This window comes from Vibrio sp. R10-SG3-ISO3 (assembly GCF_059834225.1).
Map to the genome: position 1 here is coordinate 134,976 of NZ_JCBDHE010000039.1, position 22,588 is coordinate 157,563.

Here is a 22,588-nt window from a genome sequence, read left to right on the forward strand (position 1 = left end):
GAGCACTTACTCTTTGATGTCTGTCAGGAGGCCGACTTTAGGAATGCCCGCACGGCTGAGCTCATCCAGCACCAAGACAACTTCGGCATAAGGGGTGGCCGCGTCGCCGCCCACCGCTACCGGTGAGTCTGGCTTAAGCGAGAGCTCCGCTTTAACTCGCACGATAATGTCTTGCAGTGATAAGCCGCGCACCACGTCTTCGTCGTTGACACTTAGCCCCAAGTTTCCATCTCGGTCGATTTCGACAATGATGAAGCTCGCGTCGCTGTCTCCCGCCATTTCTGAGGCAGGTTTGGCGGTGGAGGTCTTAGGTAGCTCAACATCGACCCCTTGCGTGACAAACGGTGAAGTCACCATAAAGATGATCAGCAGTACCAACATCACGTCAATGTAAGGCACGACGTTGATCTCTGCGGTCATCTTACGCTTTTTCGGTTGATAGCCTGCCATCGCGCTTATTCCTTGGACGCTTTGTCTCTTCCGGCCATCGCTTGACGATGCAAGATACTGTGGAATTCTTCGGAGAAGGTGGCGTAATTGTGCTCAAGCTTGCCCACTTTGTTGCTCAGGCGGTTGTACGCCATTACCGCAGGAATAGCAGCAAACAGACCCATCGCAGTCGCTACCAATGCTTCGGCGATACCTGGCGCCACCATAGCTAACGTCGCTTGCTTCACTTCACCCAGTGCAATGAAGGCGTGCATGATGCCCCAAACCGTGCCAAATAAACCAATATAAGGGCTGATGGAGCCAACGGTCGCAAGAAACGGCAGATGTGTTTCTAACTCATCGACTTCGCGAGCGACTGCGACGCGCATCGAGCGTCCCGTGCCTTCCATAATGTAGTCTGGCGAATCAGCGTTGGATTTACGTAGGCGAGCAAACTCTGTGAAGCCCGAGTAGAAAATCTCTTCCGTACCGGCCAGTTCATCTTTGCGCTTATTGGCCGCTTGATAAAGGACAGAAAGATCGGTGCCCGACCAGAACTTATCTTCAAACGTCTCCGCTTCTTTCGCGGCTTGTGAGAGCACTTTACTGCGCTTGATGATCATCGCCCAAGAGGCTATCGACATGCCCAAAAGAATCAGCATGACCATTTTTACCAGCAAGCTTGCTTGCAGGAACAGATCCAGCATGGAAATATCAGCGGTCACCGTGTGTAAACTCCGTAATTATTGACTGAGGTATCGCCGTTGGCCTCATTTTCTCATTATCAATACATGCTACCTTAACCATTGTTTTACACAATGACCTTCCTTCAGGATTAACGATTTCCTGACAGAATGTGAGCGATGCTTTTTTGATTTCTTCGACGCGCGTCAGCACTTTGAGATGGTCGTCTAGACGCGCTCCGTGTAAAAAGTCGATATCCATGTGTCGGACTACAAAACCCAACTTTTGTTCCAGTAAACGCTGTTGCGATACGCCGATAGTGCGAAGTAGCTCGGTTCGCGCGCGTTCAAAGTACTTTAAGTAGTTGGAGTGATATACCACGCCACCGGCATCGGTATCTTCGTAGTAGACCGTCACTGGCCATTCAAATGTCATCTCGGCTCCTTGTGCCTATCGGTCCCACCGGAGAAAGGACGCAAGCCCATCACAAACGGTTTGTTACTATAACGCAACTCATTGGGGTTTACGCAAGGGCTTATCGGCGCTTTTCAAAGATTGAAACAAAAAAATAGCACTACCTTTCAATCAGTAGTGCTATTTCGCTCATGGAATGAGCGGACGGGTTCGCCGGCGGTGAGGGGATCGCGTTTAGAGCAATCTCACTACGGTGAGGTAGCCCAAAACACTCAAACAGAAATAGGGGCTAAACAGGCACTGCCAAACCCATTTCTGCGGCTTAAAGCCGATGCCATACACCATGCTTGAGCAAATGGCCCAAATCATCAGCGGTGAGATCACGGCATTAAAACCGCCAATGGATGCAGCGTAGCGTTCTGGATCCCACATCACCATAGCGACATGGTAAAAACCCAACACCAAAGATAAGACCCGAAATAGGGTCTTATCCATTGGCGCATGCCACTTAGTGACACGCGCAGTGAGATTACTCACTGTCTTTGTCCATCATTTCTGAGTGCTCTAACCAAAGCGCGTTAATGATGCCGAACGCACACGCTAAGAGTACACCCAGAATCCATGCGAAATACCACATAATTGTTGCTCCTTAGTAGAGTGAGTTTTTGTTGTCTTCGATGTATTTATTATCGAGACGGCCAAACATTTTGTAGTAGGTCCACGATGTGTAACCCAAAATCACAGGTACCATCACGGCCGCAACCGCGGTCATTAGGTTCAGTGTGAGCTCAGATGACGTCGCATCCCACATGGTTAGGCTGTGGCTTGGCATCAAATCCGATGGCATCACGAATGGGAACATCGCAAAACCTGCGGTCAAGATGACGCCCGCATTACCAAGGCTCGATGCCAAGAAGGCAAAGCCGCCTTTTTCAAATCGAGACGCCACTACCGCCAACAGAGGCATCGCCACACCCAGTGCAGGTGCTAGCCACATCAGTGGGTAGGTTTCAAAGTTACTCATCCATGCGCCAGCTTCACGCACCACTTCTTTATTGAGTGGGTTTGACGCCGCATTGCCATCAATCACGCTAGTGATCACATAACCATCAATGCTTTGCACCCAAAAACCCGCGCCCACAAAGGCAGCCGCTGTCAGTAGACCCATCAGTTGAGCCACGCCACGAGCACGAGCGTGCACGTCATCGGTGGTTTTCATCTGTAGCCAGGTTGCGCCTTGCAAGATGATCATAAACAAGCTCACTAGGCCACACAGCAGAGCAAATGGGTTCAACAAGCCAAAGAAGGAACCGTGATAGGTCGGCATCAAGAACTCATTGAGTTGGAACGGAACCCCTTGCAGCAAGTTACCAAACGCCACACCAAAGATAATCGGTGGGACAAAACCGCTGATCGAGATACAGATATCCCAAGTGTTACGCCATTTAGGATCTTCAATCTTAGAGCGGTAATCAAGCCCAATCGGACGCAACCAGAGTGCTGCCAACGTCACGATCATCGCCAGATAGAAACCGGAGAACGAGGTCGCGTACACCAGTGGCCAAGCGGCAAACAGCGCGCCACCCGCGGTAATCAACCACACTTGGTTACCGTCCCAGTGCGGGGCGATAGAGTTGATCATGACACGACGTTCGTTGTCATTTTTGCCGATAACAGGGACCAGCGCACCAACCCCCATATCGAAACCGTCAGTAATGGCGAAGCCTATTAGTAGAACACCAATCAGTACCCACCAAATCAATCGCAAGATTTCGTATTCAAACATCTGTGTTTCTCCTTGCCTTAAGCTTCTACTTGGCGACTAACTTTGTCTTCAACAGAGTTAGCATCTTGCTCGAAGTGGTAGCGACCTGTTTTCAGGCTGCTCGGTCCCTTGCGTGCAAATTTCACCATCAGGTAGACCTCTGCAATCAAGAACACGGTGTAAAGCGCCAAAATGGCAAACAGCGACGTCCAGATTTCACCCGCAGTCAACGCGGATGCAGCAACGTGAACCGGTAGGATTTCACCAACGGCCCAAGGCTGACGACCAAACTCGGCGACAAACCAACCCGCTTCAACCGCAATCCAAGGCAGTGGGATGCTAAATAGCGCCGCTTTGTGGATCCACGCTTTCTGTTCGATTTTCTGACGACAGGTCTGGATAAACGCCGCGCCAAAGACAAACAACATGATGAAACCACACGCCACCATGATACGGAACGACCAGAATAGAGGCCAAACAGTAGGAATTGAGTCATCCGCCGCCGCTTGAATTTGCTCTTCTGAAGCATCGACAACGTTGTCAGTGTAACGCTTGAGCAGCAAACCGTAGCCAAGGTCGCCCTTCACTTCATCAAACGCCGCGACGTTTTCAGCAGATTTGTCACCAGCGCGCAGCTTCTCTAACAGCTCATAAGCAAGCATACCCGTGCGGATACGGTCCACGTGCTGATCACGTAAATCACGAAGACCCGTCACTTCCTCATCAAACGAACGTGTCGCGATGATGCCCATGACGTAAGGGATCTTAATCGCGTAATCGGTGTGCATGGTCTCTTGGTTCGGGACACCAAACAAAGTAAAGGCCGCAGGGGCTGGCTCTGTGTGCCACTCAGCTTCAACTGCCGCAAGTTTCACTTTCTGCACTTCACCCAATTCGTAGCCTGACTCATCGCCAAGGACGATAGTCGACAAAATCGCCGCCATACCGAAAGAAGCCGCAATCGCAAACGAACGACGCGCAAAGGCAACGTCACGACCTTTCAATAAGTAGTAAGAGCTGATGCCTAGCACGAACATAGCGCCCGTCGTGTAACCTGAAGCGACCGTGTGAACGAATTTAACTTGTGCCACTGGGTTGAGCACCACTTCGGCAAAGCTCACCATTTCCATACGCATGGTTTCGAAGTTGAACTCTGCGCCGACTGGGTTTTGCATCCAACCGTTGGCCACCAAGATCCACAACGCCGAAAAGTTGGAGCCAAGCGCAACGAGCCAAGTGACGGCTAAGTGTTGACGCTTAGAGAGCCTGTCCCAGCCAAAGAAGAATAAGCCGACAAAGGTGGATTCGAGGAAAAAGGCAACCAGTGCTTCGATGGCCAAAGGCGCACCAAAGATGTCGCCTACGTAGTGAGAATAGTAAGACCAGTTGGTTCCGAACTGAAATTCCATGGTCAGGCCCGTTGCTACACCTAGGGCGAAGTTAATACCAAACAGCTTACCCCAGAACTTGGTCATGTCCTTGTAGATTTGCTTATCGGTCATCACGTACAGAGACTCCATGATGGCGAGTAAGAACGCCATTCCGAGAGTCAACGGTACGAAGAGGAAGTGATACATCGCGGTTAATGCAAACTGCAACCGCGACAGATCCACTACGTCAATATCGAACATTGATTACTCCTTTTGTGCCGGCTGAAGACACTTTACTTCCATTGATGCAGCATGATTATTCGTTACCCAATCTTAAAAGTTGTTATCAGATAACGACTTACTGTTGCAAAAATGTACCGTAACAGTTAGTTAATTGTTAAGCATCAGCTAATATAGCTGGAACTAATATTACTGCTAAAAATTCTGCGTTTCAAAAGGTTTATAGAAACTGTCCGCTTTGATTTGTATCAACTTTAGTGCCGCATTTTTGATTAATTTTCCATCAAATTGATCTGTATCAAAAGAAAATCAGCGCGGATGTTAATGGGGCGTAATTAGACGAGTCGAATTCATTTTTATGCAGAACAAGCGATTAACAAAACACCTTATTTCATTAACCATAAAGGGGTAGTAAAGAATTTACATTTGTGACATTGATCACCAAAAATAGAAAACCAGCTCATCGGAGCTGGTTATGCAAACTTAGTTTTCATTCACGATTGGGCATTGACTCGCTAAGACTTGTCGATACCAAAATGGAGATAAGCTCGATCGGTCGCAATACGACCTCTTGGTGTGCGTTGCAGATACCCCTGTTGAATGAGGTAAGGTTCAAGAACGTCTTCGATGGTGTCTTTCTCTTCACCTATCGCTGCCGCCATGTTGTCGAGGCCAACCGGTCCGCCACCAAATTTCTCCATAATGGCGAGCAGTAATTTCCTATCCATGTAATCGAAGCCTTTGGCATCAACATCAAGCATATTGAGCGCTTTGTCTGCGGTGTCAGCGCAAATATGGCCATTGCCTTTTACTTCAGCGTAGTCACGTACGCGGCGTAGCAGTCGGTTGGCGATACGAGGCGTGCCTCGCGCACGGCGCGCGACTTCAAGCGCCCCTTCCGCATCCATCGACAGCCCTAGACAATCGGCACTTCGCTGGACAATGTGCTGCAAATCGGCGATTTTGTAATACTCCAAACGCTGAGTAATACCAAAACGATCGCGCAGTGGCGACGTCAACGACCCGGCTCTCGTGGTAGCGCCAATCAAGGTGAACGGCGGCAAATCAATTTTAATCGACCGCGCCGCCGGGCCTTCACCAATCATGATATCAAGCTGATAGTCTTCCATTGCAGGATAGAGCACCTCTTCAACCATTGGGCTCAAGCGGTGTATCTCATCAATAAACAACACATCATTTTCTTCGAGATTGGTTAACAAGGCGGCCAGATCGCCCGCTTTTTCAAGTACTGGCCCCGAGGTGGTACGAATGTTAACGCCCATCTCGTTAGCCACAATGTTCGCCAGCGTGGTTTTACCCAGACCCGGAGGACCAAAGATCAACAAGTGATCGAGTGCTTCGCTGCGCAAATTGGCGGCTTTGATGAAAATTTCCATTTGATCACGGACATGATCCTGGCCTTGGTAATCTTCGAGCTTTTTCGGGCGTATTGCACGGTCAATGACGTCTTCTTCTTTGTAGACAGCATTGTCTGGGGCAATCAGGCGATCCGCTTCAATCATGACTGTTTACCTTTCAATGGGCTAGACCATAGATTTGAGCGCTTCACGAATCAATTCTTCGCTGCTCATCTCTGACGTTTTCACCTGCGATACCACTTTAGACGCCTGGGTTGGCTTGTAGCCAAGCGCAAGCAGCGCACTGATCGCCTCTTCTTCCGCGTTCGATTGGCTTGATTGTGTCGCCGAATCCATCGGCGCGGCATCAGTATGTGGCGTGAACAAGTCGCCCGCTCCCCAGCCTTTGAGGCGATCCTTCATCTCAACCACCAATCGTTCTGCGGTTTTTTTGCCTACTCCAGGCAGCTTGACCAGGGTAGAGACATCTTCTCGCTCGACACAGGCGACAAACTGACTCGCCGTCATACCCGATAAAATGCCGAGACCCAGTTTTGGCCCTACGCCATTGGCTTTGATCACTTCACGAAACAGCGCTCTCTCTTTGACGGTATTAAAGCCGTACAACAACTGCGCATCTTCACGAACCACAAAGTGCGTGTAGATGATCGCTTCTTCACCAATGTTGGGCAATTCATAGAAGCAGCTCATGGGCATTTGAACTTCATAGCCTATCCCGCTAACTTCAATCAGCAGCTCTGGGGGTTGTTTTTCAATTAAAATGCCGCGTAATCGTCCAATCACTGGTTCGTCCTATTCGCTGTATAAAAGTGGTTTGATGATAATAAAGAACTGGATATATAGCCAGTAAAAAACTAGCGGTAGCGTCCTCGTCGTGCGCTGGTCGCTTTTCCCGCGAGCGCCACCAAGGTTTTGTTGGTGTTGGCATGACAAATCGCCACACCCAGCGCATCGGCGGCGTCCGCCTGTGGTTTGGCTGGCAGTTTGAGCATCGACTGAACCATGTGCTGCACTTGCTCTTTATCCGCGCCGCCATTACCCACCACAGCTTGTTTAATCAGACGCGCAGCGTATTCGTACACCGGCAACTCAGCATTCACCGCCGCCACAATAGCGCTGCCCCGGGCTTGACCTAATTTAAGTGCGGAATCGGCATTGCGCGCCATAAAGACCTGTTCAATAGCAAACACATCGGGCTGAAACTGGGTGATGATCTCCGAAACGCCCGCGTAAATTTGCTTGAGCCTGCCGGGCAATTCCGATTCTGACGTGCGGATACAACCGCTGCCGAGGTAGTGAAGATGTCGACCTGTTTGGCGAATCACGCCATATCCGGTAATTCTTGAGCCCGGATCGATTCCTAAAATTATCGACATTGAGATCCTAGATTGGCAAAAAACGTCATTCTACCCAATCGATGGGGGAATATGTAGCGTAAAGCATCAAGACGGGGCGGTAATGATCGCGCGGCTCGATAAGCCCGCCTCAAGCGTCACTTCAATCACTTGCTCAGGCTCAGCGGTCAGCTTCTCGCCACTCCAATAATCAAACCAATACACTGGGTAATCGGAGGTCAGCGTGACTTCTCGGCCGGTTTGGTGGTAGTTAAATAAGCAGTGTAAGTCGTTACGCTCAGTCAGTTTCAAAAACCCATGATGCAGGTTAAACGCGGTAAACTTGGCGGCGTCTTGATTGTGGTTGTGTCGCATCACCAGTTTCGCTAGGGTCTTTTTCGCGAATGTGGTGAGATCCGGTAGAGGGTCGCCAGAGAGCAGTAATCCGCCACTGGCTAATAACACATCACGATGGAATTCATACGCTTGACGTTCCGCTGCCTGATTGGGCAACGAGACCAACGTCGCGCAATCGGGGTCGATTTGCCACAGTTTGCGATGCTGCCAACTGCGGTAGAAGGTCTCTTTGGCGATTTGTTCAAATCGCCTTGGGTCTCGCTCGACATCATCGGATACGCGCATCGCATCTACCATGCCTAGCGACGGCCACATTGGGGCATTGCAGCCCAGTAGCCACGCATCGCCTGCCCCTTGAGCAATGGCATCCATCCCCATTCGGTAGGCTTCCACCCCCGTAATGCCCGACTGCCAACGACGGCCTTTTAACGCTCCCCAATAGTTAGCATCAAGCTTAAACAGCTCAATCCCCCACTCTTCACACATGGTCTTAAACACTTGGGTGAGATGATCTTGCACATCCGAGTGAGTCGTATCGAGCAGATACCAAGGCGTACATCGCCAGCCCGCATAGGTGACGTCTTCTGCTTTCATGATCTGGCCATTGTCATGGGTGACAAACCAATCTGGATGCTGGCGAAAAATGGTTGAGTTGCCCTCGGCAATAAAAGGCGCGACCCAAATCGCAGGCTTTTTGCCGCTGCGCTTTATCTCCTCAATCAAGGACGCAAGCCCAGACGGAAACTGCGCAGAAGGCGAGAGCCAATCGCCCATAAACGCTTGATAGCCGTCATCAATTAACACGTACTCGAGCGGCTTAATGTTCTCTTTCATACAGCGCACATTGTCGCGAATCTGCTGCTCTTTGACTTGCGCATAATAGGCATACCAAGAGCACCAGCCCAGCGGCGCGACACCATCAACACCTGCACGCGATGGATGATGTTTGGCAATGCAGTCACTGAAGGTTTCATACAGTCCGGAAAGTGAAGAGCCTTTCAGCACAACAACCGATTCGAGTTCGCTATGGCTCCAATCACTAGGGTGGGTATTTTCACCATCAATGTAAGCCGTGAGGGTACGCGTACCCTTCTGCTCTCTCACCTCAAAATAGCCGGCGAAACGCCGACAAGAGGTAAAGCCAAACAAGGTGTAGCCCAGCGAGTCTTCGACCACCAGATAGTTGTAATAGCGTTTAGGTTCGTTGGAGCCATAGAGCCGATAGCTCGCGCTGTTGTCGGGGCAGCGACCGATATCCACCGGCTTGTCGATGGTGCCGGTGGTTTGAGCGAGCATTTGAAAGCCATCACCAAGTACCGTTGCCTGACGCTCAAACTGAAAATCCGTTGAGAACAGTGCGTAGTGTGAGCCGAATGGATCATTACTTAAGCCTTGGAAGCGAAAGTGGACTTCGTTGCCCTCTGCCACCGCATCAAGATCGCGGCTCGGCACATACAGCACCTGTTCGTTATCTAATCGAATCACTTGGCCCATCTCGTTACCTCTCACCACAACGATTGACATTACAGCACTGCTCACCGTGCCTGTCTAACCAACAAATCTATTACAAATCACACTTTTATCACTATATGTGATGGTTTTTGTTTTCGCCAAATTCGACGCAACGAAAAATGCCGCTTCACAGGAAGCGGCATTGACCATACAAAACGTATTTAACGTTAGAACTGGTAGTTAAATTCGATGCGGTGATCGCCTTTCGCGTAGTTGACGTTCTCGTTCCAGTTGGCAAAGTAGCGAACGTTGGCGCGTGGGTTGATTTGGTAAGAGACCGCCGCTTCGTGCGCGTACAGCGTATCTTCACCTGCACCAAAAGCATTGTCTTTGTAGAAGCTAGAGCCAGACATGGTGCCTAGGTACATTGGGTTGTAGTTGAGCCAGATGTTCTCAGTCACTTCGATTTTGCTGTACATACCCACAACATAGAAGGTGCCGTGAATGTCCCAGCGATCTTGCGCTTGGTTATCTGTCGCAGCTTGGGGATTTTCACCAAATGCGACGCCCGCTCCTGCCAATGGGTAGAAGTTTACCGGGCCCATTTTAGGCAACGCTTGAATAAAACTGTAAGAGACGCTGCCTTGAGTACCCATTGCCTCGCCGTTTGGCGTTGTGTTTTGGAATCCAAGATTCACGTCCACCTGCGAGCCACGACCGTTAGTCATATCCACGCTGAAGTGGCGGTAGCGTAAACTATCGATGCTGTTGTCGTTGTCTGAACGTGTGCCGCCATTCCAGCCAAGATCTTCACCAAGGAAGCCTTTCACCTCTGCGATGTGCATCGCCATCGTGGTTGGATTGCCGGTGTCGTACGCTTGACCGAGTTTCAGGTTCAGACCTTTGTCGGTATAACCGACACCCGCCTGGGTATAGACCGCCAACGGATCCGACATGTCCTGCACATCTTCATTGGCTACTGCATTAAAGTGCACCAACGACAACGCGCTCAGTGCGAATAGAGGTTTGTTGCTCATCGCCATCTCCACAAAGTTGTTCAGCGATGTCCCTTTCACTGATTATTGGAATTAAACGTGGCGAATTATGCGGTTATCGTGCTCGAACTGATAGGAATAACCATTATTCCCAAAACAGGGAGTGATCAGGTCACTAAAATAGGAAAAGACCAGCGCGATGCTGGTCTTTGCTGGCTACATGGGTGCTACATGACCTCAATCGGCCCGCCGAAGGCGGTCACTGGCGGTAATGTGCCGGTGTATTTTTCGAAGTCCACCAGACAAGTGTTGGCAGAGGTCGCTTGCGCTAGCTCAGAGGACGGGATGTCTTGAGTCAGCGTATTCGGATCGCCGTAGGTATCCAACGCGCCCACTTTTTCGTTAAGTGGCCCATACCATGCGCCCTCTTCGATACGTACCACGCCTGGGGCGTAGCTATCGGTCAACACGGCGCCAGCAAGTAGCTGACCTCGGCCGTTGAACACTCGAACCACATCGCCCTCTTTGATGCCTTTGCGTTTAGCATCGGTTGGGTTGATGTAGATAGGCTCACGCCCTTGCACCGCGTAGGTCGCACGAAACGCTTCAGATTCACACATCTGTGAGTGCAGACGCTTGTCTGGGTGGCACGATTGTAGCCAGTAGGGGTACTGCTGTGAACCTGGGCCGCCGTGCGAGCGCTCGGATTTTTCAAACCACATCGGGTGTTCTTGGCAGAACTCATAGCCCATATTACCGATAGTGCGGCTGGTGATTTCAATAAAGCCCGATGGCGTGCCCAGCGCGTTGATTTCCGGGTCTTCACGGAACGAAGCGTGACGAACCCAAGGTTCACCTTGGCCAAAGTCAAGGAAACCTTGTTGCCAGAACACATCAAATTCAGGCATGTCAAACTTGCCTTTGTTGGCTTCACGGCAGTTATCATAGAGTGATTTTATCCACTCCATCTCACTCATACCACGCGTGTAATCCTCAGAACGACCCCAACGGCGCGTCAGTTCCGTCATGATGTCAAAGTCGGTTTTCGACTGGAACAGCGGATCAACCAGCTTATGCATAGCGATTAAACCACGGCCAGAGTACGCACCGTAACCATCAATATCATTACGCTCAAACTGAGTACAGGCGGGCAAGACGATGTCAGCGTGACGGCAAGTGGCCGTCCAAGCAAAATCAATCGCTACCACGGTTTGCAGCGTTTTGAACGCTTGGCGCATTTTGTTGCGGTCTTGATGGTGATGCCAAGGGTTGTTGCCACTGAACACCATCATTTTGATGTCTGGCAGGGTAACCACAGCACCATTGGCGTTGATTTTTTTACCCGGCTCGAGCAAGGCATCCACCCAACGCGCCACCGGAATCACGCGGCTATAGCCGTTGAAATCTTGATTGGTATGCTTTGGTTCTTGACCTTGATCGATGTTAAGCGGAAACGATCCCGGCGCAGCAAATCCCGTCGAGGATACACCGATACCTGAGTAATGGTGACCGTAAGAGATACCGCCACCAGGCAAACCAATCTGCCCCACCATTGCAGCAATCACGGCGCACATCCAATATGGCTGCTCACCGTGCTCCTGACGTTGGATACTCCAGCCGACCAAGATCTGAGTGCGGCCATTCACAAGCATGCGCGCAAATTGGCGAATCTCGTCGGCGGATGCGCCGCAAATCTCTGCCGCCCACTCGGGTGTTTTTTCGACCTTGTCTTTAGTCTTACCTTGCACGTAGTCAATAAACTCTTCAAAACCGAGGCAGTAGGTATCAATGAAGGCTTTGTCGTACAGATCTTCGTTGTACAGCACGTGCGCGATTGCAAGCATAAAAGGCACATCCGTTTGCGGGTGGATGTATTGCAACTCATTACCTAGATAGCGCGCAGTTTTGTTGCGTACTGGATCAACGGAGATGACATTGACGCGCTTCTGCGCGACTTTTTCTTTCAACTGCTCAAGATAGGCAAACGACTCGTGCGTTTCACATGTCCAGCCCACTTGTAGGTTTTTGACCGGATCGTTACCCCACAACACGATGTTGTCGCTGTTTTCGAGGATCAGCTCCCATGATGTGCCTTGCGCGTACACCTCGGTGGAACCCAACACATAAGGCAAAATAGTTTGCCCCGCGCCGGTTGAATAGTCGCCGACCTTTTTCACGGAGTAACCATGCAAACCCATCGCACGCTGCATATGGTTGTTACAGCTGTGCATCTGACCGGTTTGACGCCAACCAGTTTGTCCAGTGTGCAAAGCCCAAGGGCCATACTCTTTTTGCACGCGTTCCAACTCACGATAGAAGAGATCCAGAGCCTCATCCCAAGTGACTCGAACAAAACGGTTGTTGCCGCGTGTATCGGTCGAGTACTTATGCTTTTTCAACCAATCCAAACGCACCATAGGGTAGCGTACACGAGAGGGGCTGTAGATGATCCCTTTGATGCCATTTAGCATATCGGTTGGGTACTTATCGACTTCAAGTGGCTTGATTTCTTGTACTTTTCCGCCCCAGATGCGGGCGCGAAATGCGCCCCAGTGTGAGCCAGATACCTTCCAGGTACCCTCCACTTCTCCGGCGTTCGCCGCAGCCGACGTCAATAAGCTCGGCCCAATCAAGGAGGCAGCACTGGTTCCCGCGACACCTTTTAGAAAACTTCTTCTTGTGATTGCCATTATTTGTTACTCCATTGCCGCGAATTAGTGGTGACCATCTGAGAAATCAGAAGAGTGTTTTTGCAGGTATTTGAGCACTAAGGCTTCGGTATCAGTGTCAAAGTTGACGAAGGCAATCATGCCATCGAGCATCCCCACCCAGCCATTGGCACTAAAGTGCGCCTCATCAGGCTGCGTATGACACGTCGAGCAGTTGGTTTGATACGCTTGGCCGGCAGCGCTCCAAATCGGTTCGAAATCCGAGACCATCGACTCTTTTTTCATCCACAAGTCCACGGCCACTTTTTCCCATGGCAACCCCGTGAGTTCGTCTTCTTTGCTTTCTCCTGTCACCACTTGGTCACCCTGAGAGACATCGCGCGTCAAAATGGCCGTTGAGATGTTCATACCAAAATCTTCTTGAATGACACGTCCAAAGCCTTTCGCCTTGCGCCAGCCGTCGATCTCTACTTTGATCATGTTGCCCTTCGTTTCTACAATCGCCACTTGGCTTGCTGGGCTAAGTAGGCCCGCTTCGGTGGTCGCGCTTTCGTCGGTGTAAAGAGGCAAGTGACGAATCGAAACCACAGAATTGCCCACATTGTATGAAGTGCCGTTGGCGACCTGTTCAAGATCCCCCACAATGCCGCTCGCCGCTTCCATATTATCCGGTAAGTGGTGCGCAATACCTTTGTGACAATCCACACAGCTTTGATCGCGCTCAGCCGCGGACTGCATTTGAATGCGCGCGGTGGGTGACATCAAATCAAAATCCATCGACTCGTAGTTGTGACAGTTTTTACACTCCAGTGAACCATTGGCTGAGAAACGGTCCCATTCGTGACGGGCTAACTCAAGACGGCGCGCTTCAAATTTCTCAGGAGTATCGAGATCGCCAAACACCTGTGCAAACACCTCTTTGGAGGCCTGCATTTTACGTGCAATTTTATCCGTCCAGTTGTGAGGTACGTGACAGTCCGGACAGGTTGCGCGAACCCCTGAATGGTTTTTCCAGTGCACGGTTTCTTGCAGCTCAACATAGACGTTGTCACGCATGGTGTGACAACTAATACAGAACTCTTCGGTGTTGGTCGCTTCTAGCGCTGTGTTGAATCCACCCCAGAAAATCACCCCAGCAATAAAGCCACCCATGGTGAGCACACCTAGGCTGATATGAACTGCAGGGCGAGTCATGGTTCGCCACAGCTTAACAATTAGTGCTTTCATCATTCTTTCTCTTTCATCTTATTCTTAACGTCAGTGACGGTTCTTGGTTTAACCGTGCATCACTCACCGTGCGTCATTAACCGTGCGTTCCCGGTGGTCCCATGAAAAAGACCTGTAGCATCCAGACGATGAATCCGTATCCACCCACCAGTACGACACTCAACACGGGGAAAAGAATCACTGTGATGAAGAGGAACGATTTCCACTCCAAGGAGCGCTTTTCGCCACTCTCTATTTTGTTAACATTACTCATACATTTGCCTGCCCTGTCACTGATGCTCACTTTGAGCGCTGATCGATACGCACAAATTTCGTACAACTGATAGGCGTAATGGTAGACCACACATTCTGTGGGGTTCAATCGAATTCAAGCCCATCACAGCGACTATTCGACACTTTTTTGAGCTGATACAGAGATGTGATGGATTGCGATTTTATGTGTTAAATAAGGTGCATTTGTGAAGAAATATGAACAAGAAGAAAGAGTTAAAAAACGGTTACTCACATAACATTTCACTTTCAAATTGGCTTAAGAAACGCAAGTCTAAGCACTCAACTTCCCAACAAATTGTTAAATTATTATTAATAAGAAACGGGAATGATGGGCTCAATCCGAGCGCAGCGGTCAATCTGTCACAATGAACGCAATGGTGTAGAATAAGCGCGAATATGGAGATGAATAATGAGCAGTGTGGTGGATATTCCTTGGCCCATTCTTGGGCTGTTTTTTCTTACTTTGAGCGTTCCGCTCTCTATCAGTCGCTACTATCAACTGAACATTGGCAAAGATGCGCTCATAGGCGTCGCGAGAATGACGCTGCAACTGGCCCTGGTTGGGGTCTATCTCGAATACCTGTTTGAGCTCAATAGCGCGCTGGTCAATGTGCTCTGGCTCGCCGTGATGATTTTGATTGGCGCCAGTTCCATCATCAACAAAGCACGTTTACCTCGCCGCCCATTGATGGCGGTCGTCACCACAAGCCTCATCGTCGGCCTGACGCCAGTGTTGCTGATTATCACCGCTTTGGTCGTGAGACCCACGCCGTTTTATCACGCTCAGTACTTAATTCCCCTCGCAGGCATGCTTCTGGGCAACAGTTTGAGCGGCAATATCGTCGCGCTGCAACATTTTTACACCGCCTTTGAGCAACGCAATTCAGAGTACCAAGCGGCGATCTCACTGGGTGCGCCACCCAGCTTTGCCACCCTGCCTTTTGTTCGCGAAGCGATTCAAAAATCCGTGGCACCCACATTAGCCTCAATGACCACCAGCGGATTGGTCACGTTACCAGGAATGATGACTGGTCAAATTTTAGGCGGAGCAAGCCCTATTATTGCGATCAAATACCAAGTGATGATCATGGTGGCGATATTTGTCATGATGACCATCTCCATTACCACCACGCTTCGGCTGAATATTGCAGTCAACTTTAGCCAATCGGGTCAAACACGGGTCAAAAGGATCGAGCCTGAACAAGAATAGATCTTATCCACAGATTCTGTGGATAACCGTGGTGATACCTAGCCTTGGTCGAGACGCAAAACGTAAATTTTAACGATTATAGAAAAATTCCTTTACTTTCATCCGAGTATGATTTATTTCGATAACTGTAATAAACAGGTCATAAAATGACCATAGGATGCAATCGGTAACTGCAAAGGAGTGTTGTTATGATAGTGAATCCGTTACACCAAGTGTGCGATCAAGAAGAGGTAGGCAGTGAAGAGCTGCGTGATTGGCTGGTCTCTTTGCCCAAAGAACTGCTGCCATTTGATGAGCCCTATCATCAAAGCCTCGATTAATCAGAGACGATACGAAAAAACCTAGCGCGAGCTAGGTTTTTTGATTCAACTAAACATCCAAACGGTGTTTCTAAATGTGATCAAATTTAAGCACTAAAAGTAAGGAAATAAGATTTAGCTTTCAGAAGTGATCATTGGCCACTTAAAAAGAGTGGTTGAGCTAACAAAACTCGCCGTAAGGCGTTGTTCTAACGGGCCTGGGCGCTTATGGTGAGATCGACGATAGAAACAGAAGGAAACCGTCTATGAAATACTCCAGCGAGCACCTTTCTGAACTGAATCTCTTACTTCAGTTCGATATCAGCAGCGCAGCGACTGGCATCAAAGTGCACCACGAGGCGTCGCAAGAGATGCAATCCGCGGTGGCTCGTCTGTATCAAAAGGGGCTTTGTACGCTACCTGATGGTGGCTACCTGACGGACGAAGGCATTGAAGTGGCCGAGCACGCTGATAAGATTCTTCGCGTGCTGTGCAGCTAATTATCCGCCACGGGTAACTGAGTCACGTTACCCGGTTCTTGTTGTCTTTTCTGAACACTGGCCGCGATCGCCAGTGGATCGACTTTGGCGAGGCCTTGATTAAAGATGTCTCGCCACTTTCGCCCCTCTTCACTGTTGTTAAACGCCAAAAAGAGATCTTTTTCAGCCAATAAGGTGGGGTTCATTCGCAATCGCTTTGACAATAAAGCGGAGCGTGAATCACGCCGAATCAAAAAATCGAGCACATTGGCATCAATCACCGCCGCATCCAATCGCCCTTTTGCCACTTTATAAACATTATGTAAATCATCGAGCGTCTCTTCCACTGTGAGGAAGCCGGAAGCGACCATCTGATCAAATTCTGGTGTGTTGACATACCCTTTCACGGTTCCAACGCGGTATTGAGTGAGATCGCTGAGTGTGCTCCAACGAATGGGGGATTGGGTGTTTTCCACCAGCCCTAGCGGACCGCGACCAATCGGTTCTGAAAACACAAACTCTTGTGTATCAAAATAATATTCGGGGAAGTAACCGATGTACTGGGCTTTGCGACTGGCCGTCGTCACCGTTCTGACCCAAGGCTTGAACTCAACCACTAACTGGTAGCCCATGGCGGCAAACGCTTCCTTGGCAATGGCGACGGAGACACCCTGCTCAATCAGCTCTTCACCTGAATACGGTGGCCAGTTGAGTGACGTCATCACGACACGTTGATTAGCCTGTACCTGCCATGTCAGTAACAACAAAGCAAACCACCACTTGATCATCTTACCTTCCTTTTTCAACACCCTAGCATTCAACGCCTTCGCAGCAATCGCTATTCAAGCGAGTGACATCCAAGGTTTGACGCCCATTGCCAACCCATTGTCTCACTTTTAATATTAGCGTGATTGACTCAATTCGCTAGATTCATTTTGGCCAACACTTCTACGTGTCCTTGCGGTACGGTTGCGAACACTTTCACAATGCTTTTCATTGCACCTAACGCAAGATAGAGTAAAGGAAACAAATGAAGGAAGGATGTCATGAGTCATATAGCGGTTATTGGCGGCGGATGGTTAGGTCGCCCACTTGCTCAATACTTGGAATCCATTGGCCATCAGGTATCGGTCAGCCGCACTAGTGAGGCGGGGGCAGATGAGCTCAAAGCAGCGCACCTCGATGGCTTTATCTGCCAGCTCGAGAGTCCGCAGTCTGAGGTGGAACGCTCACTCAGCGCGATTCAACCTTCGATCGTGATCGGTTGTTTTCCGCCAGGTTTTCGTAAAGGTAAGGGTGATGAATATGCCGAGCAGTGGAAAAAACTCGCCACAGTCTGTGTCAATATCGGGGTCAACAAGCTGGTAATGGTCAGTTCGACCACGGTTTACCCATCAGTGGCGAAAGAGATGTATGAGGACGACGCCACCTTAGCATTGGCCAACACGCACAGTACCTTTTCTGACAATGCCAAAATCATGCTCCGTGCTGAGCAACACATTCAAGATTCTGGGTTGCGTTTTGCCATCGTTCGTTGCAGCGGTCTTATTGGCCCTGAGCGTCACCCTTCTCGATTTGCAGCCAAGCTTCGCCAAGTCAGTCGCCTTGCGCCCGCCAATATGATTCACCTACTTGATGCCATAGGTGCAGTCAGTTTTGCAGCTCTGCATGACAACAATATGGTAGTCAATGCCACGACGCCTAATACCGTGAGCAAAGCGCAATTTTATCAAACTGCGTTAGAAAGGGCTGGGCTGTCAGAGCCCCTACCACCGATTGTCGACGTGGAAGATAAACGGATTATGGCGGACCGTTTACTAGAGCTCGGATACCGTTTTCATTTCCAACATACGCTAGAAGCGCTATGAGTCACACCATGAGACTGTATCAACATCTTGAGCACCTATGGGCGTATATGGGACTCAACCAACCGTTAGAGCGTTGTGATGGTTTGTTGGTTCTCGGCAGTAATGATGTGCGTGTTGCAGAGCACGCCGCCAAGCTCTACCTCGACGGCTGGGCCAAGACGGTGATCTTTAGCGGCGGTGCTGGGCGCTTAACGCAAGGTCTATTTACCGATAGTGAGGCCGACACCTTCGCTCAAATTGCCATCGATATGGGCGTTCCACGCCGTGATATTGTGATAGAAAGCCAAGCCACGAACACCGGCGAAAACCTGCTGTTTAGCGCTGAAAAGCTCCAACGATTGAACATTCAGCTCGATTCGATTCTATTGGTACAAAAACCGTATATGGAGCGGCGCTGCTATGCCGCGTTTTTAAAACAGTGGCCTCTACCCTATCGGCAGGTGTTCGTCACTTCGCCGGCATTAACAGTCTGGGACTATTTCAATGAAGAGATTGACCTTGATACCACAGTGCGGGCAATGCTTGGCGATTTCGAGCGAATAAAAACCTATCCACAGCTTGGGTTTCAGGTCGAGCAAGTGGTGCCAGATTCCGTCGAACAGGCGTATCGTGCACTCAAAGCCATCTTTGATTGAACGACAGTTTAGCCTCGTAGCAAAACAACAAGGCCAGATCGCGATGATTTGGCCTTGGTCTTATTCGTGTTTGGATTTAGTGTACCGCTTCTTCTTGCTCGCCTAAGTATTTGAAGGTCAGCGCGTCGCCATCAAGGTCGACTTTCACTGTGCCACCGTTAACTAAGGAGCCAAAGAGCAGCTCGTTCGCCAAAGGTTTCTTCAACTGCTCTTGGATCACGCGGCCCATTGGACGTGCACCCATCGCCTTATCGTAACCTTTGAGCGATAGCCAGTGACGAGCATCATCAGAGACTTCCAACGACACGCCGCGTGCATCCAGCTGAGCTTGCAATTCAACGATGAACTTATCAACCACCTGATGAATAACATGTTCATCCAGGCTGTTAAACCAGATGATGTTATCCAAGCGATTTCGAAACTCAGGTGTAAAGACCTTCTTAATTTCTGCCATCGCATCATGGCTGTGATCTTGCTGAATGAGACCGATGGATTTCTTCTCGGTTTCTTTCACGCCCGCGTTAGTGGTCATCACAAGAATCACGTTACGAAAATCCGCTTTACGGCCATTGTTGTCCGTCAGTGTGCCGTTATCCATCACTTGCAATAACAAGTTGAAGATATCTGGATGCGCTTTTTCAATCTCATCCAGCAAGACAACGGAGTGTGGATGTTTAATAACCGCATCGGTCAACAAACCGCCTTGATCGTAGCCAACGTAACCTGGAGGCGCACCAATTAAACGGCTCACCGAATGACGCTCACCATACTCAGACATATCAAAACGAAGCAGTTCGATACCCATGAGTTTAGAAAGCTGCACCGTGACCTCGGTTTTACCGACCCCGGTTGGGCCCGCAAACAAGAAAGAACCGACCGGTTTGTTGTCGTTACCTAGCCCAGCGCGAGTCAGCTTAATCGCCTCACTCAAGGCATCGATGGCATCGTCTTGACCAAACACCAACATCTTCATCTTCTCATCCAAGTTCTGCAAAATTTCTTTGTCAGAAGAGGAGACCGATTTCTCTGGGATGCGCGCCATTTTGGCAACCATCGCTTCGATGTCAGCCACACCGACGGTTTTCTTACGTCGACTGGCAGGGGCTAAACGGCTGCGCGCACCCGCTTCATCAATGACGTCAATCGCTTTGTCTGGCAAGTGACGCTCATTAATGTATTTCGCCGACAATTCAACCGCCGCACGCAAGGCTTTGTTGGTGTAACGCACTTCGTGGTGCGCTTCATATTTGGGTTTTAGGCCCATCAAGATCTTGGTGGTGTCATCAAGCGAAGGTTCCACCACGTCAATTTTTTGGAAGCGACGCGACAACGCACGCTCTTTTTCAAAGATGTTGCTGTACTCTTGGTACGTAGTGGAGCCAATACAGCGTAACTTACCGCTGCTGAGGAGCGGTTTGATGAGGTTAGCGGCGTCCACTTGACCACCAGATGCCGCACCCGCACCGATGATGGTGTGAATCTCATCGATAAATAGGATGGCATCTTGCTCTTTTTCAAGCTGCTTTAAGATGGTTTTGAAACGTTTTTCAAAATCACCGCGGTATTTGGTGCCCGCCAGCAGCGAGCCGATATCGAGCGAGTAGATCACGCTGTTGGCGATGATTTCAGGCACTTGCCCTTCGACGATTCTCCACGCCAAGCCTTCCGCGATCGCCGTTTTACCAACGCCCGCTTCACCCACCAACAGTGGGTTATTTTTACGTCGGCGACACAGGACTTGGATAGTACGTTCTAGCTCTTTATCACGCCCAATCAGTGGGTCAATTTGACCTTGCTTAGCCACTTGATTGAGGTTAGTCGCGAAACTTTCTAGACGCTCTTCAGAGCCTGACTCTTCGACACTGTCACTGCCAAAGGAATCCGATGAAGAGGACTCGTCGCCCGAACTGGAGGCTTTGGTAATGCCGTGAGAGATAAAGTTGACGATGTCCAAGCGGCTGATGTCGTTTTTCTTCAACAGATAAGCAGCATGGGATTCTTGCTCGCTAAAGATAGCAACGAGAACATTCGCGCCAGTCACTTCGCTGCGACCGGACGATTGCACGTGAAAAACGGCTCGCTGCAGCACACGCTGGAAGCTCAAGGTTGGCTGCGTTTCACGGGTTTCGTCGTTATCAGGAATCAGGGGGGTGGTTTGATCGATGAAAATGTCCAACTCGGCACGAAGTGCATCGATGTCAGCCTGGCAGGCTTTCAATGCCTCTCGCGCAGCATCATTTTCTAACAATGCTAGCAGGAGGTGCTCGACGGTCATAAACTCATGTCGTTTGTCACGTGCACGTGAGAACGCGCCGTTTAGACTCGACTCTAATTCTTTGTTCAGCATAAGTACCTCCTAAATAGAACAACGATGGTTGCTCGAACAAACGTTACGCTTGTTCCATTGTACAAAGCAGGGGATGCTCATTTTCCTTGGAATACATTGTGACTTGCGCCACTTTGGTTTCAGCGACTTCCGCGGTGTAGGTACCGCAGACCGCTTTACCTTCATAATGCACTTTGAGCATCACCTGAGTTGCCTTATCAATATCCATAGAGAAAAAACGCTCTAGGATTTCGATGACAAAGTCCATGGGGGTGTAATCATCATTGTTCAATACAACGTTATACATGGACGGTGGCTTAATTTCTGTTCTTTCTTGCTCCAGTAAGTCAGAATCTGGAGTCACCCATTCAAACTGCTTGCTCATGACTCTTCAACAATTAGGTTTATCTGGTTTCAGTTTACCACTTCATGGAAGAGAAGTTTTAGATTTTGCTCTTGTAATTCAGACCATTTAAGCACAACAAAAATTTCACGCTTACTTAGAGACTAATCCACCATTTCCAAGCCTGCAAATAAAAGATTTTTATTCTCTCAAGCCCTCTATCTGATTGATTAAAAAGAAGCCAAAATCGCTGAATTGTCAAAATCACCCCATAGACTAGAAATTGAAAACCGTTGCAAAAATGTAAACCTCAAAAGTGATTTGTTTGCAAATATGTAGGATGTAATACGTTTTTTCTATTGACTGTGTTCAATCATTGGCTACATTGGTCAAATAGTGAGTAAAAATTTGGCAGCGGCTGAATGGAAATTCACTTTTTGTTTACACGTCACATTTTGACAGCATTCCGCGCTAGACGGTCATCAAATGGCAACAGGAATGGCGGCAGTATAGAGCGGAGTTGAAATCGGTCGTGTAACCACCAACAACGTCAGTAAACAATGCATGAGGGATGTATAGCATGGCTACAGGTACAGTAAAATGGTTTAACAATGCCAAGGGATTTGGTTTTATCTGTCCAGAAGGTGAAGAGAGTGATGTGTTTGCGCACTACTCAACCATTCAAATGGATGGGTATCGTACTCTGAAAGCAGGCCAACAAGTCAATTTTGAAGTGGAAGAAGGTCCCAAAGGCTACCACGCCAGCGTGGTGACACCAGTGGACGCTCAACCAGCTAAATAACCGCTGCCAAAAAACTTCGCCCGATTCTTCGGCGCCGC

The 22,588-nt window shown here is 49.5% G+C and carries 24 protein-coding genes; 6 read left to right on the forward strand and 18 right to left on the reverse strand.

Features of this window, described 5'->3' with window-relative positions; translation table 11 throughout:
- Positions 1-6: 6 nt before the first annotated feature.
- The 15 genes from AC6R1A_RS09670 to torE all read right to left on the reverse strand — a co-directional run bounded on the left by AC6R1A_RS09670 (position 7) and on the right by torE (position 14,568).
- Positions 7-450 carry an ExbD/TolR family protein gene (locus tag AC6R1A_RS09670; protein WP_487902661.1) on the reverse strand — a complete coding sequence of 148 codons (444 nt, stop codon included), beginning with the start codon at positions 448-450 and terminating at the stop codon, positions 7-9.
- Between the two features lie 5 nt (positions 451-455).
- Entirely contained in the window at positions 456-1,154 is a 699-nt protein-coding gene (tolQ, locus tag AC6R1A_RS09675) for a protein TolQ (RefSeq protein WP_500631936.1), read from the reverse strand.
- The gene (gene ybgC, locus AC6R1A_RS09680; protein ID WP_334550962.1) at positions 1,144-1,548 is read right to left on the reverse strand and encodes a tol-pal system-associated acyl-CoA thioesterase; all 405 of its coding nucleotides are present in this window, start codon (positions 1,546-1,548) and stop codon (positions 1,144-1,146) included. Before ybgC ends, tolQ begins: the two co-directional genes overlap by 11 nt.
- Positions 1,549-1,761: 213 nt before the next feature.
- A complete protein-coding gene (gene ybgE, locus AC6R1A_RS09685) occupies positions 1,762-2,064 on the reverse strand; it encodes a cyd operon protein YbgE (RefSeq protein ID WP_500631935.1) in 303 nt (100 codons plus the stop codon).
- Positions 2,057-2,164 carry a cytochrome bd-I oxidase subunit CydX gene (cydX, locus tag AC6R1A_RS09690; RefSeq protein WP_000270284.1) on the reverse strand — a complete coding sequence of 36 codons (108 nt, stop codon included), beginning with the start codon at positions 2,162-2,164 and terminating at the stop codon, positions 2,057-2,059. The genes ybgE and cydX overlap by 8 nt, the downstream gene beginning before the upstream one ends.
- 12 nt (positions 2,165-2,176) lie before the next feature.
- Complete coding sequence (gene cydB / locus AC6R1A_RS09695; protein WP_500625846.1) at positions 2,177-3,313, reverse strand: cytochrome d ubiquinol oxidase subunit II; 1,137 nt, start codon at positions 3,311-3,313, stop codon at positions 2,177-2,179.
- A 17-nt stretch (positions 3,314-3,330) separates the two neighbouring features.
- Positions 3,331-4,923: a cytochrome ubiquinol oxidase subunit I gene (gene cydA / locus AC6R1A_RS09700; protein WP_500634135.1), complete on the reverse strand. Its 1,593-nt coding sequence runs from the start codon at positions 4,921-4,923 to the stop codon at positions 3,331-3,333.
- 494 nt (positions 4,924-5,417) lie between these two features.
- Positions 5,418-6,425, reverse strand: a complete 1,008-nt coding sequence (gene ruvB / locus AC6R1A_RS09705) for a Holliday junction branch migration DNA helicase RuvB (RefSeq protein WP_334550969.1) — start codon at positions 6,423-6,425, stop codon at positions 5,418-5,420.
- A gap of 21 nt (positions 6,426-6,446) precedes the next feature.
- A complete protein-coding gene (gene ruvA, locus AC6R1A_RS09710) occupies positions 6,447-7,064 on the reverse strand; it encodes a Holliday junction branch migration protein RuvA (RefSeq protein ID WP_500631932.1) in 618 nt (205 codons plus the stop codon).
- A 71-nt stretch (positions 7,065-7,135) separates the two neighbouring features.
- Entirely contained in the window at positions 7,136-7,657 is a 522-nt protein-coding gene (ruvC, locus tag AC6R1A_RS09715; RefSeq protein ID WP_487902666.1) for a crossover junction endodeoxyribonuclease RuvC, read from the reverse strand.
- A gap of 66 nt (positions 7,658-7,723) precedes the next feature.
- On the reverse strand, positions 7,724-9,466 hold the full coding sequence (locus AC6R1A_RS09720) for a glycoside hydrolase family 36 protein (RefSeq protein ID WP_500634169.1): 1,743 nt from the start codon (positions 9,464-9,466) through the stop codon (positions 7,724-7,726).
- 185 nt (positions 9,467-9,651) lie between these two features.
- Positions 9,652-10,461, reverse strand: coding sequence for a hypothetical protein (locus AC6R1A_RS09725; RefSeq protein WP_500634136.1), 810 nt, complete (start codon positions 10,459-10,461; stop codon positions 9,652-9,654).
- A 185-nt stretch (positions 10,462-10,646) separates the two neighbouring features.
- Positions 10,647-13,109 (reverse strand): trimethylamine-N-oxide reductase TorA, encoded by a 2,463-nt coding sequence (torA, locus tag AC6R1A_RS09730; RefSeq protein WP_500634137.1) that lies wholly within the window; start codon positions 13,107-13,109, stop codon positions 10,647-10,649.
- Positions 13,110-13,133: 24 nt separating this feature from the next.
- Positions 13,134-14,315, reverse strand: a complete 1,182-nt coding sequence (gene torC, locus AC6R1A_RS09735) for a pentaheme c-type cytochrome TorC (RefSeq protein WP_500634170.1) — start codon at positions 14,313-14,315, stop codon at positions 13,134-13,136.
- A 76-nt stretch (positions 14,316-14,391) separates the two neighbouring features.
- On the reverse strand, positions 14,392-14,568 hold the full coding sequence (gene torE, locus AC6R1A_RS09740) for a trimethylamine N-oxide reductase system protein TorE (RefSeq protein ID WP_334550978.1): 177 nt from the start codon (positions 14,566-14,568) through the stop codon (positions 14,392-14,394).
- 429 nt (positions 14,569-14,997) lie between these two features.
- Between torE and AC6R1A_RS09745 the strand changes: the two genes are divergently transcribed.
- The 3 genes from AC6R1A_RS09745 to AC6R1A_RS09755 all read left to right on the forward strand — a co-directional run bounded on the left by AC6R1A_RS09745 (position 14,998) and on the right by AC6R1A_RS09755 (position 16,597).
- Positions 14,998-15,798, forward strand: coding sequence for an ABC transporter permease (locus AC6R1A_RS09745; RefSeq protein ID WP_500634138.1), 801 nt, complete (start codon positions 14,998-15,000; stop codon positions 15,796-15,798).
- Between the two features lie 188 nt (positions 15,799-15,986).
- Positions 15,987-16,118, forward strand: a complete 132-nt coding sequence (locus AC6R1A_RS09750; protein WP_487902670.1) for a hypothetical protein — start codon at positions 15,987-15,989, stop codon at positions 16,116-16,118.
- A 245-nt stretch (positions 16,119-16,363) separates the two neighbouring features.
- A complete protein-coding gene (locus tag AC6R1A_RS09755; RefSeq protein WP_334550984.1) occupies positions 16,364-16,597 on the forward strand; it encodes a TIGR02647 family protein in 234 nt (77 codons plus the stop codon).
- Here the strand turns inward: AC6R1A_RS09755 and AC6R1A_RS09760 are convergent.
- Positions 16,594-17,364 (reverse strand): substrate-binding periplasmic protein, encoded by a 771-nt coding sequence (locus tag AC6R1A_RS09760; protein ID WP_500634139.1) that lies wholly within the window; start codon positions 17,362-17,364, stop codon positions 16,594-16,596. The two genes, AC6R1A_RS09755 and AC6R1A_RS09760, sit on opposite strands and share 4 nt — an antisense overlap.
- 258 nt (positions 17,365-17,622) lie before the next feature.
- Between AC6R1A_RS09760 and AC6R1A_RS09765 the strand changes: the two genes are divergently transcribed.
- Complete coding sequence (locus AC6R1A_RS09765) at positions 17,623-18,444, forward strand: NAD-dependent epimerase/dehydratase family protein (protein WP_500634140.1); 822 nt, start codon at positions 17,623-17,625, stop codon at positions 18,442-18,444.
- Between the two features lie 8 nt (positions 18,445-18,452).
- The gene (locus tag AC6R1A_RS09770) at positions 18,453-19,079 is read left to right on the forward strand and encodes a YdcF family protein (protein ID WP_500634141.1); all 627 of its coding nucleotides are present in this window, start codon (positions 18,453-18,455) and stop codon (positions 19,077-19,079) included.
- A gap of 76 nt (positions 19,080-19,155) precedes the next feature.
- Here the strand turns inward: AC6R1A_RS09770 and clpA are convergent, their stop codons facing one another.
- Positions 19,156-21,426, reverse strand: coding sequence for an ATP-dependent Clp protease ATP-binding subunit ClpA (gene clpA / locus AC6R1A_RS09775; RefSeq protein WP_334550990.1), 2,271 nt, complete (start codon positions 21,424-21,426; stop codon positions 19,156-19,158).
- A gap of 43 nt (positions 21,427-21,469) precedes the next feature.
- Positions 21,470-21,790, reverse strand: a complete 321-nt coding sequence (clpS, locus tag AC6R1A_RS09780; protein WP_334550991.1) for an ATP-dependent Clp protease adapter ClpS — start codon at positions 21,788-21,790, stop codon at positions 21,470-21,472.
- Between the two features lie 538 nt (positions 21,791-22,328).
- Between clpS and cspD the strand changes: the two genes are divergently transcribed.
- A complete protein-coding gene (cspD, locus tag AC6R1A_RS09785) occupies positions 22,329-22,550 on the forward strand; it encodes a cold shock domain-containing protein CspD (RefSeq protein ID WP_334550993.1) in 222 nt (73 codons plus the stop codon).
- Positions 22,551-22,588: the final 38 nt, after the last annotated feature.